Below are 15,869 nucleotides of genomic sequence, written 5' to 3'. Positions count from 1 at the left end.
CGGGGCCGTACGACGTGTCAGTCGCCGGTGTCCAGTCGCAGGATCTGGGTGATGCCGGGCTGATCGGGGTCGTCGGTGATGTCGCGGCCGTCCAGCCAGCAGCCGATGACGTGGGCGAGCTCGCCGGGATGGCTGAAGTTCATCGCGTGGGCCGCGCCGTCGATGACCGCGATCGTCACCTGTGGCGGCGCGAGCCGGCCTACCTCGCGCACCCGCCACAGTGGCGGCATCAGCGGATCACGCGACCCGAGGACCGCGAGGGTGGGCACCGGGGTGCGCAGAATGCGTTCGAGTGACGGGAACCGCATCAGCTCGCTGAACAGTTGCAGCGCGTTCAGCGGCCCGAAACGCAGATAGTCCGGCAGCGCGACGCGGACCATCGCCGGGCTCTCCCGCACGGCGTCACGCGCCAGCTGGCCCAGGGCGCGCAGAAGCGGCTGGTTGTGCATGCCTCCGGCCGGTGAGGCGAGCACGATGCCAGCCACCCGCTCGGGGGCGCTGTGCGCGACCTCCAGGCAGACCGGTGCGCCCATCGAGTTGCCCACCAGGGTCGCCCGGGGCAGGCCGAGCTCGTCGAGCAGCTCCAGCAGCGTCCACGCCAGCGACGAGATGCCGAGGACGTGCCCCCACCCCTTGCTGCGGCCGTAGCCGGGCAGGTCGGGCACCAGGCTGGTGGCCCGGTGGGCGAGCGCCTCCGCGGTCGGCATCAGATAGCTTCCGGACACCGCGAAACCATGCACGTGCACGAGTGGGGTCGTGCCCGGAACCTCCGGCCCGAGGCGCACGAAGACGCGCCGTCCATGCAGCGTGACGTACTGCTCGCGCCAGCCCGGCGCCGTCACGTGCCGCGCCCGGGAGGCGAGCCGCGGCGTCTGCTTCGGGTCATCCCGCGATGGTGTCAGGTGGGCCGGCCGGCTGAAATCATCCGCGGTGGGTGAACGGCCGAGGGGCGCGGTGGTCAGCCGGCCAGGCACCCGTCCGGCAACAGGAACCAGCGCAGCTTCTCGAAAGCCGGGGGCAGATCCAGGCGTACGCCGTCGGCGGGCACCGGACGGCCGGCCAGGATCCGCTCGGCCTCCGCCAGATAGCCGGCCAGCGCGTCCTCGCCGGCGCGGGCCGACGGCGCCGGCGGGGTGGTGACCGTGCCGTCCGCCTCCAGCCGCAGGTCGGCCAGCCGCACCCGGCCGGGCGTGTGACCGGCATGGGCCCACCGGGCGGTCCGCGGATCGAACCGGTACTCCGGCAGCAGCCGGGCCCCGTGCCGGGCGATCAGCAGCACCGCGTCGATCAGGTAGTCGGCGACCGTGCCGGAGATGAAGTAGTTGAGGTTGAGCCGGCTCCAGCCCGGCTTGATGCCCTCCCAACCGTCCACGATCTCCCCGCGGAACTCCCGGGAGTGCGCCTCGTCGATGCCGAGCAGCCGGTGCCCGTACGGTCCGGCGCACGAGCATCCGCTGCGCGCCTGGATCCCGAAGAGGTCGTTGAGCAGCGCCGCCACGTAGTTGTGATGCAGGTACCGGTCACCGGCGCGGATCTGGAACGACACGATCGACAGCCGCCGGGCGTCCAGGTCGCCGAGGATCTCGATGGCGCTCTCCGCCGCCCACCGGGCGCGGGCCCGCTGCCACAGGGCGTGCTCGCGCCGCTCGATGAGGTCCGCGCCGACCGTCTCCTTCACGGCGAACACCAGCCCGGCCCGGATCGACTCGACGATCGCCGGGGTGCCGCCCTCCTCCCGGGCCACCGGGTCGGTGAGGTAGCGGTGGCCGGCCGGATCGACGTACGCCACGGTGCCGCCACCGGGGACGACCGGCACCCGGTTGGTCATCAGCCGGCGGTGCACGACCAGCACGCCCGGGGTCTGCGGCCCGCCGGGGAACTTGTGCGGAGACAGCACGACCGCGTCCTTGCCGGCCATCGAGATCGGCACGTACGGGCCGGCGGCGGCGTAGTCCCACACCGACACGGCGCCGTGTTCGTGCAGCAGCCGGGACACCGCCTCGGTGTCGGTGAGGATGCCGGTCACGTTGGAGGCGGCCGAGAAACTGCCGATGCGCAGCGGCCGGCCGGCGTAGGCGAGCAGGGCCTCCCGCAGGACGGCCAGGTCGACGTGGCCGGTGTGGTCGGAGTCGATCTCGATGACGTCGGCGATGGACTCGCGCCAGGGCAGTTCGTTGGAGTGGTGCTCGTACGGGCCTACGAAGACGACCGGCCGTTGTTCCGCCGGAATGTGGGCGCTCAGCGCGTACCGGTCGTCGAGGTTCTCCGGCAGACGGAGGCCGAGCGCGCCGACCAGCTTGGCCACCGCGGACGTCGCGCCGGAACCGCAGAAGATCACCACGTGGTCGGGGGTGGCTCCGACGGCGCGGTGGATGATCCGGCGGGCCTCCTCGCGCAGCGCCCCGGTCTGCGCGCCGGTCGCGGACACCTCGGTGTGCGTGTTCGCGTAGCGGGCCAGCACGTGATCGCGCAGGAAGTCCTCGATGAAGTCGAGCGACTGGCCGGAGGCCGTGTAGTCGGCGTAGGTGATCCGGCGTGGCCCGAACGGCCCGTCGAGCACCTGTCCGGCGCCGATCAGCCCGTCGCGGATGCGCTGCAACATGTCCATGGCGCCGTCTCCTCACCGAGGTGCCGGCCCTCCATTGTGAGCCGTGCTCGCCAGGTCCGGGCATCCGCCGCCCGGACCTGGCGGGGTCGTCACGCGCTGGTGCAGACCGTCCCGTTCAGGGTGAAGACGGTCGGCAGCACGTTCGGTCCGCTGTAGTTTCCGACGAAGCCGACGCTGGTGGACGCTCCTGCCGCGAGGCTGTTGTCGCTGGTCACCCGGACCGTGCGGCCGGTCTGGGTCCAGGTGGCGTTCCAGCCGTTGCTCACGCTCTGCCAGGTGGTCGGCCAGGTGTAGGTGAGCGTCCAGCTTCCGGTGGCCCGGGCCGTGTCGTTGGTGATGTCGACCTGGCCCACGTAGCCGTTGCCCCAGTCGTTGACGTCGCGGAACTTCACGGTGCAGCCGGAGGTCGTGGGCGTGCCGGTGGTGAAGGTCAGCGGCGGTGAGGCGGCCGACGCCCGTCCGGCGCCGTCGCGGGCGACCACGTTGACCGTGTACCGGCGGCCCGGCTCCAGGTTGTTCGCGGTCAGCGACGTGCCGGTGGTCTCGCCGAGCAGTTCCGCCTTGCCGCCGTTCTGCCGGTACACCTCGTACTTGAGGCCGGAGCCCGTCGACTGCCAGGAGATCGTCGCGGTGCGGTCGGTCACCGTCGTGGTCGGCTGGGCCGGCGCCTTCGGCGCGCCCGTCACGGTGTCCGCCGACTTCAAGGTCAAGACCGAGATCGAGTACGGGGGAAGCGTCTGCGCCGCGGCGGTGCCCGACTGCCCGGTGGCCACCTCGTCGGCGCCGTTGACGTAGGTGGAGACGGCGGGCGTGCCGGCGGCGGCCGTGAACCCGTGGTAGTTCAGTGCCACGGTGTGCTCGGCCTCCGGATCCTTGTTGATCATCAGGACCGCCACGTCACCGTTGGGCCGGCGGACCGCGTGCGCGCTGACCAGCGGGTCGTCGGCGCCCGCCGCGATGAACCGGTCACCGGGCCGGGCGAAGTCACCCATCAGCGACAGCGCGTGGTACGGCGCGAACGGCGTGTTCAGCGGCGGCTGGCAGACCGACTCGTCGGCCGTGCAGTTCCCGCTGGACAGCAGCCCGTAGTCGCCGTAGTCGGTCTGCCCGGCCACCGTCGAGACGGTGCCGAGGCCGTTGTGCACGTTCCACCAGTGGACGGTGAAGACGCCCTGGGCGAGCAGGCCGCTGTAGACGTCGGCGAGGAACAGCGCGCCCGGCTGGGTGTTGCGGCCGACCTCCACGTTGGTCTCGGTCATGCTGATCCTGATGCGGTCGGCGCTGTCCGTGGCGTACCGCTCGATCTGCTGCCGCAGCGTCCAGACGGCGTCCTGGATCTGCGCGGGTTTGGTGAGCGTCTCGGCGGGGGTGCTGCCGCCCGGGTACCAGTGCACGTCCACGAAGTCGATCACGTGGCCGGCGCGGGTGAGCACCTCCTGGTTCCAGGAGCCCTGGTCGCCCGGTCCGACGATGGCGTCCGGCCAGTTGCCCGGCATGGTCAGCACCGCGCCGATCTCGATGTCCGGGTCGACGGCCTTCATCGCCTCGGCGTAGGCGAGGACGGTGGCCGCGTACTCCTTGGGGCTCTTGTCGGCGTGCTCGTCGGCCTCCCAGTTCGCGCCGTAGTGGCCGTTGCCGTAGTTCTCGTTGCCGATCGTCCAGTAGGTGACGTCGTAGTCCTTCTCGACGTTCGCGTACCGGACCCAGGCGGCCGCCTCCTGCGCGGTGCCGGTGCCGTAGTTGGCGATGATCATCGGCTCGGCGCCGGTGCGCTGTGCCCCGGCCATGAACGTGTCGAAATCGGTGCCGGGCGCCACGTAACCGCCGGGGGCGGTGTGGGTCTGCCAGTGGTAGATGTCGGCGTAGGACCCGCCGGGGTAGCGCAGCATGCGCACCCCGGCGTCCTTGAGCAGGTCGGCGACGGCGGGCGTGCCGAGCTGGGCGTCCCAGATGGCGTGGTTGACGCCGAGTGCCTGGTCGGCGACTTCTGCGAGCCCGGCCCGGACGTCGACGTCGACCCGGGTGGTGGGGGCGAGGGCGGTGGCTTGGGCGCCGGACGGCGCGGTGGTGACGGCGGCGAGCAGGACGGTGCTCGCCAGCGCTTTCCACGACAGGGATCTGCGCACGGGGGTCTCCGCGGGGAGCGAGGGGATGGGAGCGCTCCCAATAGTGATCCTCTGAATAGAAAACTGTCAATCGGCGAGGGCTGTCAGATCCTCCACGGTCATCCCCACGTGCGGCGCCAGCAGTTTGATCAAGAGCCGGTGCGGGCGCCTGCCGCGCATCGCCGCGTTGATCGTCGACTCGGCGAGCCCGCAGCGCCGCGCCAGGTCCCGCGGTCTGATGCCGTGCGACGTCATCAGAGCGGTCAGCACCATCCCGAACGGATGCCTCTCCGGCTCGCCCGCCGGTTCCCGGCCGGGAGCGATGGCCAGGTCACCGACCTTCGCCCCGAACCGGATCACCCGATCCCCGTGGATCCGGATCCGGGCGGACAGCGGCATCTCCGCCCCGTCCTCCCGGCCGACGGCGCCGGGCACGGCCACCTCGACCGGATCCGGATCCACATCGACCCGGGTCATGTCGACCGGATGGGCGAAGCCGGCCCGGGTCACCCGCCAGGCGCGGTCCCACCACGGCCACTCGTCGAGGAGCTCGTCGAACAACGGCACCAGGACGCTGGTGTCCACCTCGGCGCTCCCGTATCGCGGCCAGCACCGTAGCGCGGCGATCTCCGCCTCGGCCAGCGGCCGCTTCAGAATGGTGTCCATCGATGCATCATTCCCTGTCGCGGGCCTTCTCAGCGCACCGGCGACAGCGGACCGGGCACGGGGTCAGAGCGGCCGCCGTGGCCAGACCGCTGGTGTGCAGGATCGTCCCCACGGCCTCGCCGAAACCGGTCGACTCCTCGATGACCCGCTCGCCGTCGACGCCGAGCAGATCGCGATCCGTGTACCACTCCCGCATCATCGCCGCGGTGACCGGGATCGGCTCGGCGCGGCCGGCGTACCGGCGCACCGTCTCCTCGAACGACACGTCGAGGTAGAAGACACTGCTCGGCCCGGGATGATCGGCGATCAGCCGGCGCAGGATGGTGGCGTGCCCGCCGGAGTCGAGAATTCCCTCCAGCACCACGTGATAGCCCAGGCCCAGAGCCGACCGCACGGTCGCGTCGATGAAGGCCGGCGCCACCGGATCGTGGCCGGTGCCGCCGTGCTCGCGCAACAGCACCCGCCGCAGATGGTCCTGCTCGACCAGGGCGGTGCCCCGGCCGTAACGGCGGCGCACCTCCCGGGCCGTGGTGGTCTTGCCGGATCCCGAGTTGCCGCGGATCACGACCAGCGTCGGAAAGTGCGGGGAATTGCATCTGATGCAAGAAGTTTCGGCTTCCTGACCTTCTGACATGCGAAATCGTAGCAGTCGCTGTCCGTCCAACATCACACCCGTTGAGCTGCGAACTTGCCTCGTGTCATGCATCTGATGCAAGATTCGCGCGTCGAACGGAAGGGCGGTCGGGCGTGGGCGACGGCGAACAGCCGGATGGGGCGGCACGACTGGAACTGGCGTCCGGCGTGCGCCTTCTGCACCCAGAGGACGCCGTACTACAGGCGATGTTGTCGGGCTGGGCGAAGCAGCAGTTGGGCGGGCGGCGGCTGGACCCGAAGACGGTCGCGTCGCGGGAACGAACGATCAACGCATTCGTGGCGTTCAGCAACGAGTACCCGTGGCGGTGGACTGCGGCTCTGGTGGACGAGTGGACCACGCACCTGGTGACTGAGCGGCGCCTGGCGAGATCGACGATTCGTTCGTATCAAGTCGCATTGAGGTTGTTCTGCGACTACCTGGTCTCGCCGTATTACGGGTGGGCGCAGGAATGCCTTGACCGGTTCGGAACCCACCCGACCCAGGTCTGTCATGAGTGGAACACCGCAGCCCACCTGGTCGAGTACGAGGGCCGGCCCGGACGGCGGCCGCTGACCCGGGATGAGGTACAGCGCCTGTTCGACTACGCGGACGCACGAGTGGAGCAGGCGGTCCGTCTGGGCCGCAAGGGGGCACTCGCGGCCTACCGAGATGCGACGGTTCTGAAGACGATCTACGGGTGGGGGTTACGGTGCACGGAGGTGTCGCGGCTGGATCTGGCGGATTTCTATCGCAATCCGCAGGCGCCGGCATTGGGCCGATTCGGGCTGGTACACGTGCGCTGGGGCAAGGCCACTCGGGGGTCCGGGCCGCGGCGGCGGATGGTGGCCAGCCTGATGCCCTGGGCAGTTGAAGCCCTAGAGGATTACGTGGTCAACATTCGACCTCGGTTCGGGCTGAGCCAGCATCCCGGCGTCTGGGTCACCGAGCGGGGCGGCCGGTTGAAGCCCCGGGAAATTGAGGAGAGGTTCGGCGCCTACCGTGATGCTCTCGGCATGGACGGCGATCTCTCACCGCACTGCCTGCGGCATTCGTACATAACGCACTCGATCGAGGACGGCGTGGATCCGAAATTCGTGCAGGATCAGGTCGGTCACCTCTACGCCTCCACCTTGGGCATCTACACCCACATCAGCCCGGCGGCGATGAACACGATGATGGACGCCGCACTGGAACAGGCATTCACGGTGGATGGAGAGAGACAGTGACCGCGAAGCTGGATTATCGGTGGCGGCTACGCGAGGTGATGGCGGAGCGGGGGATGTTCTCCACCACCGACATCCGGGGGCCGCTGGCGGAGCGGGGTATCGACCTGTCTCCCAGTCAGGTCTACCGCCTCGTGGTGGAGAAGCCGGAGCGCCTGAGCCTGCGCACCTTGATGGCGTTGATCGACATCCTCGGCTGCCAGATGACCGATCTGATCGTTCCGGTCGCCGCTCGCGGAGCCGGTCGAGTTCGCAAGGCTGTCGGCGCCGAGTTGCCCGCGAGCAGCGGCGACGGACCGGACACGGGCGTGGGTGAGTTGCGGCCACGCCGGGCCCGGGTCCTGCGCACCGACACGTGACGGCAGCCGACCAGCCAGCACGCTTCCTGACCGATCCTCGAGCCGTCGTCGTCGAAACCGTGATGGCCGCCGAGCCGCATCTGGAAGCTGCGGTGATCGCCAGAGTGGTCGATCAGGTTGCTCACACGCGTGCAGAGCTACGGCGGCTGGCCCGTGCCTTGCATACTGATCCAGCCTTGCTGATCTCTGGTGAACCGGACGGACCACGGCTGCTGCAGACGCTGATCGGTGCTTTGATCGAGGCTGGCGCTCGCACCGTTCGGCGGGCCCCTTGCTGCCGGTGCGGCCGGTTCCAGCCGCTGCGGCGCCGACTGGCCGGTCGGCTTTCCTGTGAACCCTGTGCACAGCCCGAAGACGTCATCGAATCGTGTGCTCGGTGCGGTCGAACCGGCCGTGTCGACGGTCGGGACGGCAGTGGAGCACCGCTGTGTTCGGCTTGCAACCGGAGGCAACGCGCGACCGATCCGCTTGCTCAGCTCGTCGACGCCATAGCACGGCTCGACACCGGACTACCGCCCGTCGCCCTTAAAACGTTGGTGGCCAGGGCCCTCCCGCGGCCGCACCAGCAGCGGGCCGTCACAGCCGAACTCAATGAAACCCCGACCCTGCTCGCCAGCAACGCTGCTCACGGCTCTCACCAGCTCGTCATGCTGGCCGAGGCATTGGTAGCTGCTGATGCCGTCGGCGTCGCTCGGCCATCGTGCCCGTTTTGCCAGAGAGTCATCCCGGTCAGGTTCCGCCGCGAGAGACTCCGCTGCTGCAAACGGTGCTACGAGGCCATCCGAGCCCAACACTGCACGCGTTGCGGCCAGGCGAAACCCGTCGTCAGCCGAACTGCCGAGGGCGGCGCCTTGTGCAAGGCGTGCGATCAGAGAGAACCGGCGAATTTTGCGCCTTGCGCGCGTTGCGGCCGGGTCGCCTGGCTAGCTCCCACCGACGCCGGCGACCGCTGCTGCCGCACGTGCTGGCGCGCGCCGATTGCTACCTGCTCGGTCTGCGGCCGACAGCGGCCCTGCCACGGCGCCGCCGGCCCCGGCCCTCGCTGCGAGACCTGTGGCAAACGTTCCAACACGGCAGCCTGCAGCCGCTGCGGCAACGTCCGCGTCGTGGCCGCCCGCACCGAACAGGGCGATCCGCTCTGCCAGCCTTGTTGGATGCCGAGGGAGGAATGCACCAACTGCCGGCGGATCCGTCCGGTGATCGCACGCCCCGCGGACGGACCGCTCTGCGGCACCTGCTGGCGCCGCCACCCCGCCGCCACCCGGCCTTGCGACCGATGCGGCGTCATCACCCGGTTGCACCACTTCGGCCTCTGCGCCGCCTGCGCCCGCCCCGAGGTGGTCCGCAACCTGCTCACCACCCCCGAGGGCCACCTGCACCCGGCCGCTAACGGCGTCCTCGACGTGCTTTGCGGCAACGACAACCCTGCGGCCGTGCTGAAGTGGCTGCAATCGGCCACCGCACGCACCCTGCTGATCACCATCGCCCAACACGCTAAGCCGCTTGATCACGCGCTCATGGACCGGCTACGCCCGGCCAAAGCCGCGGCCAAGCTGCGCGCATTGCTCGTCGCCCACGGCGCGCTACCCGCCCGCGACGAGCACCTCGCGATGCTCGAACAATGGGTCGGTATGGCCACCGCCGCCATCGCCGATCCGATCGAGCGGCGCCTCGTCCACCGTTTCGCCATCTGGCACCACCTGCGGCGGCTGCGTCAGGCTTCCTCGCCACAGAACCCGATCGGCTACGGACCGATCACCGTGGTCCGCGGCGAGCTGTCTGCAACCATCGCCCTGCTCACCTGGCTGCGCAGGCGCGGCACCACCATCGGTGCCGCCAATCAGAGCGACATCGACGATTGGCTCACCTCGGGCCCCGCCGGCCGCCGCGGCGCCAGCGCATTCGTCACTTGGGCCGTTCGGCGCCGCCACGCCATCGGCATCAATCTGCCCGCCCGGACTGGCACCATGCGCCGCCAGGTCCTTCCTCACCACGACCAGCGCTGGCAACTCACCCGCACGCTGCTACACGACGAGGACATCCACCCCGTTGACCGAGTCGCAGGCCTCCTCGTGCTCCTCTACGCCCAACCCGTCACCCGAATCGCCACACTTACCCTCGACCGTATCCACACCGACGCGAACGGAACCCACGTCCGCCTCGGTCGCAGCCCGATCCGGCTGCCACCGCCACTCGACAGCCTCGTCGACAAGCTGGTGCAACGCCGCAGCGGGCACATCGCCATCGGCCGGTCCGCACCCAACAGCTGGCTGTTCCCCGGCGCCGCGCCAGGACGCCCGCTCAGCGCGGCCCGACTGAACGCACGACTACAACAGCACGGCATTCCCGTCCGCCTCGGTCGCAACACCGCACTCATCGACCTTGCCGCGCAACTGCCCGCCGCAGTCCTCAGCCAGCTTCTCGGCCTGCACTTACAGACCGCAACCAACTGGACGGTCGAAGCAGGCAACACGCGGCTGCGTTATGCAGCAGCCGTTGCCGTACAGCCATAGCATCATCTACTTTTTGCTCTTTCCCGAACGTCAATCAGCGCCTGCTCGGTCATGACCTCGGCGCTCGCGTCAATCTGGGAGATTTCTAGCGGCACATTCATCACATCGAGGCGAACCGCAAGACGATGCAGTGTCACCTGGGAGAACGTGAACAATTCGTTCGGCGTCGCTGCCCTGCCCGCGAACGCAAGGACAACCTTAGAAGGGCGGAATCCAGCCGGAATTTCACGCTTTCCCCCCGACGCCAGATTGACAACGCGCCGGAAAGCATCGACCGCGTCCACCTGGCGAAGCGCTTCAGCAGAGACAAGCGCTTGATTGAAGAGATGACTCGCCGATACCGAATCAGCCAGATCTTTCACATGGATTAACTCGTTCCCCGGACCCAGCAGATCGCAGCTCTCGAATCCACGGGGGTGCTGCTCACATCGAACAAGTTTTTTATCGAGGCACACGAAGTCTGCAGAGTTACGGTCCTCGACGAGGAGGTTGTAATCACCCTCGACGACGGGATCGATATACTTCTCGTTCGTCTTCCGTCGTTTTTTCTCGGTGACAGGCCATGCTGGCAACGCTACGGCGAAGCGTATAGCCAAGATTCGCGAAACCTTTCCATGGAGTCTCGCAAGATACTCACCTCCGATGTCGTACCACTGACCGCGATGAAAGACATAGCGGCGACCTTCGTGTACGTGTTCGAATGTGATCCACTTGTCTGCCGCAATCGCCCTGCTCGTGACGCTTCCGTCATTTTTCACGCCATGAATACGCCCACGCTTCAGAAACCTCAACCGATCCTTCGGCAGCTTGTCAGCAATCGGTAGAATGAGGTCTTCGAGTTCAAGTTCGTCACGGGTGCCATTAAATTCTTCCCTAAACTTCGAAAGTTCGAACCTGGAAGCCTCGCCTTGCTCGTCTTCCCAACCAGCTGGCCAGGAAAGAGCAAGACGCGGTGTCCCTAGCGCGAGTCGCTCCGACAAGGCGCTGTCTAATTGCTTTACTAGGTCTGAGCCGCCCCGCAGTGGATGAGTGTCCTCTAGGTGTTCAAGCTCAGCAACCGGCGAGCCGTTCTCGACAACCTCATTGATGGCCGCAAGGTCGCTCAGAAGAAGATTAGGCGTTCTCCCTAAAGGCAGACTTAGTGCGTCGCTACCTCTGACAGTAATCCACGTTTTTCCGTCCTCCGTAGCACACGAGAGGCCATCCGCTGGGACCCGCCCTACGAGCCGACTTAGAACCTCACCCAACTCCTCCATTCCGAAGGCGCCAATCTTCGCGCCACCGAGAACGGAAGTCTTCGCCGTCCGCGGAAGAGTATCCAGGGCATGAACGGTTAGCGACCGTACCTCATCAGGATCGGCCCGCCTAATCGCAAAGCGGAGACCGAATCCAGGATCGACATATTTTTGGTCGAATAGCAGAAATCCCATTCCCCAAGACAAGGCGAAAACGAAGCCGTCGACAGGAACCAGCAGCAGGCCAGCTGCAGTTTGGTTCGAAACATCTAGCTGGCTTCCAGTGAGGGTAGTCAAGTGATCCACCCAATCAGGAGGCCCCTCACGAGCGATAATTCCATGCGTCATGACGCATTCCACATTACCAACAGTCACGCTGATGGGCGCAAATCCTGAGTTTACGTACTTTTCTTGGATCATCCCCTGAAGTTCGACTCCACCCTTGGGGGAAAGGCGGTATAGGGTCACCTGGGCAGTCGACGTCGGCTCTGCCAAAGTAGCCCCCTCCAGGACCAGAAGAACGCTTCACACACGTAGAGGCTCACCAGTGCGCAGCTTGGCACTCCCGCGATAATCTCCGCACGCGCGCCATTATGCAATGTCTCTAATCAATCTTGACGGCATTCTGACACGCCCTTGCGTCGAAGCTACCAGCATGAGCGACCAAGGCGGGCCGACTCCTGTAGCTTGCGGCCAAGAGCCACAAGCGGCCGATCCTTCTCACGGCTTGTCATCCCGCTGCGGCGACTACCTGTCGCTGAGCCTTGCATCGAAGGACCCCGCGGCCAGATCACGGGACGAGTTGTGGAGCGCCAGGCACTCGAGCTTCACAAGTTGCCCGCCTGCCAGACGCGGAGGGCGGCAGGCAGGCGTTCGATCATGCCGTCAGCATTCCGCAAGTTCTGATATCCAGCTATCCCAATATTCACCATGCCTCAAGGTCACAACAGTCCGGCAAGCTTGTACAGCACCAGCGAGCCGGCGACCGCCACGTTGAGACTCGACCCGGTGCCGACCATGGGGATCTCCACCACGCCGTCGAGCAGGTCGAGAGCCTCCGGCGGGATGCCGGTGGCCTCGTGCCCGAGCACCATGACGGTCCGGCGCCGGGCCGCCGGCAGGTCCGCGAGCCGGACCGCCTCGTCGGCGAGCTCCACCCCGAGGATGTGCGCGCCCGCCGCACGCTCCGCGGCGAGCCAGGCCGGCGGATCGCCGACACGGTGCACACAGGCGGGACTCCGCAGAGTGTTGCCCCGGGCGAGAGCCTCGTCGACCCAGCGGTACGGCGGCGCCGCGAGGCAGGCGCCGACCGCGTCACAGGTACGCAGAAGGGTGCCGAGATTGGCGTTGTGCATCGGCCAGAGGGCCGCCGCGACGAGATGCCCCCAGCAGCGGTGCCGGCGGGAACGGCGGACCGACCGGATCTCCCGCGGCGTGCGGGTGCGGATGGCGGGGCTCACCGGACGTGAGCGGAGACGCTCCACGACTCGAGAATCATGCGGGACGTGCTTCTCGGCGCACGCGGGCCATCGACGGGAATGCTGTGCCCTCACCATACCGCGTTGCGCTGACATAATGCGTAACCTATGCGTTACGCTTCCTGGGTGGACGAGGTGGCGGGCGCGATCGCCGACCCGGTGCGGCGCGAGATCCTGTGGATGCTGCGGGGGGAGGCGCTGACCGCCGGGCAGGTCGCCGACCGGTTCGCGATCAGCCGGCCCGCCGTCAGCCGCCACCTGCGCGTGCTGCGCGAGGCCGGACTGGTCCGCGACACCGCCGACGGACGGCGCCGGGTCTACGAGCTGGTCACCACGCCACTCGACGAGCTGGCCGGGTGGCTGGAGGCGCTGCGGCGCCCGTCCGGTTGGCAGCACCACCTCGACGCCCTGACGACCGAGGTGTACCGAACCCGCCGCGAGCGGCGCACCGGTCCCGAGATCTCGACGAAGGAGAGCGCTTAACGATCCCCACGGATGAATCCGGGGGATTTCCCTCCGGGGCGAGGCCCGGGATTCCCAGCTCGGACTGCATCTGATTCACCCTCCCGGAAGGGCCGACCCTGTGGTCCAACTGGTACCTCGTCGCCACCGCCGGCGGCGCAACCCTGGAGATCGTGAACAGGTTATGGCGAGAACCAGCGCAACGCCTGACCAGACGCCCATCCGCCTCGACGGCGCATGGGCTATCCATGACCTGCTCCGCAGCAAATCCGTTTCCTCCCCACGGCCAACGCCGGAGTTTCCACGAAAGGATTTCGATGAGCCCGACACCCACCGGCCGACTTCTCGGCGGCGACCTCGTCCTGACCCGCAACTTCCGAGCGCCGGTCGCGGACGTGTGGGCCAGCCTGACCGACCCGGAGCGGACCGCCCGATGGTTCGGCCCGTGGAAGGGCGACGCCGCGCCCGGCAACACCATCCAGGTGCAGATGGCCCAGGAGGAGGGCCGGCCGTGGATGGACATGACCATCGACGCCTGCGAGGCGCCCCGCCGCCTCGGCCTCTCCGCCGTCGACGACCACGGCAGCTGGCATCTCGACATCGTGCTCACCGAGAGCGACGGCGTCACCGAGCTGCGTTTCACCCAGCACCTCTCCGGTACGGAGAACGTCGGCGACGTCGGCCCCGGCTGGGAGTGGTATCTGGACCTGCTGGTCGCCTCCCGCGACGGCACCCCTGCCCCGAGCTTCGACGACTACCACCCGGCCATGAAGGAGCACTACGAGGCCCAGCGCTAGCGGCGCGTGTAGCGGTGCTTCACGCCGCGGGGGAAGAACTCCGGGTCGTCGGCGGGGCGCAGCTCGATCCGCGGGGTCTGGTAGGACGCGGGGACGTAGTTGGCGAACTCGCTGTTCAGGCGCAGCAGCTCGGCGCGGATCGACTCGGCGGCCAGACCGGCACGCTCCGGGGACGGCTCGGCGCCGGTGGCGAGTTCCACCACCACCGACAGATGACGGTCGTGGTCGGCGTCCTCGACGGTGCGCAGCACGAAACGGCCGGTCGTCCAGTCGCTGACGCCCGGCCGTTCCAGGCCCACGGTGACGTTCTCCGGATAGACGTTGGCGCCGAAGAACGACACCGTGAACAGGGAACGGCCGAACACGTACACGAACGGCAGATCCGGGCCGTCGCCCGGGTCGAAACCGTGCTCCCGGCAGAGCGCCACCATCTCCGGGTACGGCAGCAGCCCACCCTCGTCGGCGATGTGGTACCGGACCAGCGGCACCATGCCGTCGGCGCTGAACGCGAGCGTCCCGTCCCCGGCCGACTCGAAGAACCGGGCGGCCGGGTCGTACTGGACCAGCGTCGGCAGACGCGAATCGCCGAACAGCCGCGTGGCGACCTCCGGGCGGTCGGCCAGAAAACGCCTGACGCGTACGCTCAACGGCGTCTCGTTGCCGAGCACCCCGGCGTCGGCCGTCCCGTACAGCGACGCCACACCCGACACCGGGTCGCCGATCCCGGCACGGGCCGCGACCAGGTCCCGCCACTGCTCGCTGAACACCTCACCGGCCAGGACGAGCTTCACGTCGTACGCGGGCCAGTCCACGCCCCGGGCCACCCCGGCGTCGATGACGTTCTTCACGAACGGTGGATAGCCGAGCAGCACCACCTGCTCGAAATGCCCGCCCACCTCGCCGACCACCCGCAGGATCTCGTCGATGTCGTTGCCCGGCGCCGCCACGGTCACCGGAAACCCGGCGGCCGACAGGTTCCGGCACGCGGCCACCGTGTACATGCCGCCGACCCAGTTGCCGAGCGCGAAACACACCACGGCCAGGGTGCTGCGCCGGTCCGCGCCGAACCCGTCCCGGAACACCTGCGCGAACCGGGCGATCACCGGCTTCTCGTCGCGCTCCGACCGCGGCCACACGGTCGCCCGCCCCGACGAGCCGGACGACAGGGCCACCATGGCGGCCGCCTCCAGCCGCCCGCCCCGGCAGCGTTCCGGCAGCGGAAAACGCAGGTGGTAGCCGTCCTTGGTCATCAACGGGATCTGCCCCGGATCGCTGACCGCCGACGGGTCGACGCCCTGCTCGGCCAGAAACCGTCGATAGGCCGGGACGTCACCGGCAGCGTCGCGGAACAGCTCCAGAACCATACGGACACTCTGCACCACCGACACCCACACGGTGCCGCAAAGCCGTTTCGTCGACACCGGGCGATGGCTGCCCGCGTTCGCCGGGGCGTGTCCGTCAGCAGGTGGTGATGCGCTGTAGCCGATCTTCTTCAGCTGGTCGTGGGCGCCCTCTCGGAGCGCCTGAGACAGCGCCGACCTGCTGGCTTATCAATAAAGGCTCGCTACCAGCGCATATCCGGTCCGGCCCCGCTTTGCCAGGCCTCACGACGCGGGTGCCGGGTAGCGGGGACCGGACCTGGATCAGGGATTCGATGACCGGCGACGGCGACGGCGACGGCGACGGCGGTCGGTGGTCGGCGGTCGAAGTCCGGTGAAGATCCGTCCGTTGCGGCGGTTGCGCATGTGGACGGCATTGTTTGAATGGTGTGCTCGTCGCTGGGCAAGAC

General features: G+C 68.2%; 13 protein-coding genes. 5 read left to right on the top strand and 8 right to left on the bottom strand.

Going from position 1 to position 15,869, the window contains the following annotated elements:
• Positions 1-17 precede the first annotated feature (17 nt).
• The 5 genes from AB0I88_RS24730 to AB0I88_RS24710 form a co-directional block, all read right to left on the bottom strand.
• Positions 18-785: an alpha/beta fold hydrolase gene (locus AB0I88_RS24730; protein WP_361029083.1), complete on the bottom strand. Its 768-nt coding sequence runs from the start codon at positions 783-785 to the stop codon at positions 18-20.
• A gap of 173 nt (positions 786-958) precedes the next feature.
• Entirely contained in the window at positions 959-2,608 is a 1,650-nt protein-coding gene (locus AB0I88_RS24725) for an aminotransferase class V-fold PLP-dependent enzyme (protein ID WP_361028931.1), read from the bottom strand.
• An 89-nt stretch (positions 2,609-2,697) separates the two neighbouring features.
• A complete protein-coding gene (locus AB0I88_RS24720) occupies positions 2,698-4,734 on the bottom strand; it encodes a cellulose binding domain-containing protein (protein WP_361028928.1) in 2,037 nt (678 codons plus the stop codon).
• A 66-nt stretch (positions 4,735-4,800) separates the two neighbouring features.
• On the bottom strand, positions 4,801-5,379 hold the full coding sequence (locus AB0I88_RS24715; protein WP_361028925.1) for a helix-turn-helix transcriptional regulator: 579 nt from the start codon (positions 5,377-5,379) through the stop codon (positions 4,801-4,803).
• Between the two features lie 7 nt (positions 5,380-5,386).
• Positions 5,387-6,013 carry an AAA family ATPase gene (locus AB0I88_RS24710; protein WP_361028922.1) on the bottom strand — a complete coding sequence of 209 codons (627 nt, stop codon included), beginning with the start codon at positions 6,011-6,013 and terminating at the stop codon, positions 5,387-5,389.
• Positions 6,014-6,126: 113 nt separating this feature from the next.
• On the opposite strand from AB0I88_RS24710, the gene AB0I88_RS24705 reads away from it, so the two are divergent.
• The 3 genes from AB0I88_RS24705 (at position 6,127) to AB0I88_RS24695 (ending at position 10,108) form a co-directional block, all read left to right on the top strand.
• The gene (locus AB0I88_RS24705) at positions 6,127-7,239 is read left to right on the top strand and encodes a tyrosine-type recombinase/integrase (protein WP_361028919.1); all 1,113 of its coding nucleotides are present in this window, start codon (positions 6,127-6,129) and stop codon (positions 7,237-7,239) included.
• Complete coding sequence (locus tag AB0I88_RS24700) at positions 7,236-7,595, top strand: helix-turn-helix transcriptional regulator (RefSeq protein WP_361028916.1); 360 nt, start codon at positions 7,236-7,238, stop codon at positions 7,593-7,595. Before AB0I88_RS24705 ends, AB0I88_RS24700 begins: the two co-directional genes overlap by 4 nt.
• A gap of 1,106 nt (positions 7,596-8,701) precedes the next feature.
• Positions 8,702-10,108: a hypothetical protein gene (locus AB0I88_RS24695; protein WP_361028913.1), complete on the top strand. Its 1,407-nt coding sequence runs from the start codon at positions 8,702-8,704 to the stop codon at positions 10,106-10,108.
• Positions 10,109-10,110: 2 nt separating this feature from the next.
• On the opposite strand, the gene AB0I88_RS24690 is transcribed toward AB0I88_RS24695, so the two are convergent.
• Together AB0I88_RS24690 and AB0I88_RS24685 are read right to left on the bottom strand one after the other, a co-directional pair.
• On the bottom strand, positions 10,111-11,811 hold the full coding sequence (locus AB0I88_RS24690) for a DUF6119 family protein (RefSeq protein ID WP_361028910.1): 1,701 nt from the start codon (positions 11,809-11,811) through the stop codon (positions 10,111-10,113).
• Positions 11,812-12,284: 473 nt separating this feature from the next.
• Complete coding sequence (locus AB0I88_RS24685) at positions 12,285-12,803, bottom strand: TrmH family RNA methyltransferase (RefSeq protein WP_361028907.1); 519 nt, start codon at positions 12,801-12,803, stop codon at positions 12,285-12,287.
• 126 nt (positions 12,804-12,929) lie between these two features.
• Between AB0I88_RS24685 and AB0I88_RS24680 the strand changes: the two genes are divergently transcribed.
• On the top strand, positions 12,930-13,304 hold the full coding sequence (locus tag AB0I88_RS24680; RefSeq protein WP_361028904.1) for a metalloregulator ArsR/SmtB family transcription factor: 375 nt from the start codon (positions 12,930-12,932) through the stop codon (positions 13,302-13,304).
• A gap of 296 nt (positions 13,305-13,600) precedes the next feature.
• Positions 13,601-14,080 carry an SRPBCC family protein gene (locus AB0I88_RS24675; protein WP_361028901.1) on the top strand — a complete coding sequence of 160 codons (480 nt, stop codon included), beginning with the start codon at positions 13,601-13,603 and terminating at the stop codon, positions 14,078-14,080.
• Here AB0I88_RS24675 and AB0I88_RS24670 read toward each other — a convergent pair.
• Positions 14,077-15,444: a phenylacetate--CoA ligase family protein gene (locus AB0I88_RS24670; protein WP_361028898.1), complete on the bottom strand. Its 1,368-nt coding sequence runs from the start codon at positions 15,442-15,444 to the stop codon at positions 14,077-14,079. The genes AB0I88_RS24675 and AB0I88_RS24670 overlap by 4 nt on opposite strands.
• Positions 15,445-15,869: the final 425 nt, after the last annotated feature.

Origin of the sequence: Actinoplanes sp. NPDC049802 (genome assembly GCF_040656595.1) — a bacterium.
In the GTDB taxonomy this organism is placed as follows: Bacteria; Actinomycetota; Actinomycetes; order Mycobacteriales; family Micromonosporaceae; genus Actinoplanes.
Note: the sequence above shows the minus strand (reverse complement) of the source record. Positions and strands in the feature narration are given on the sequence as shown.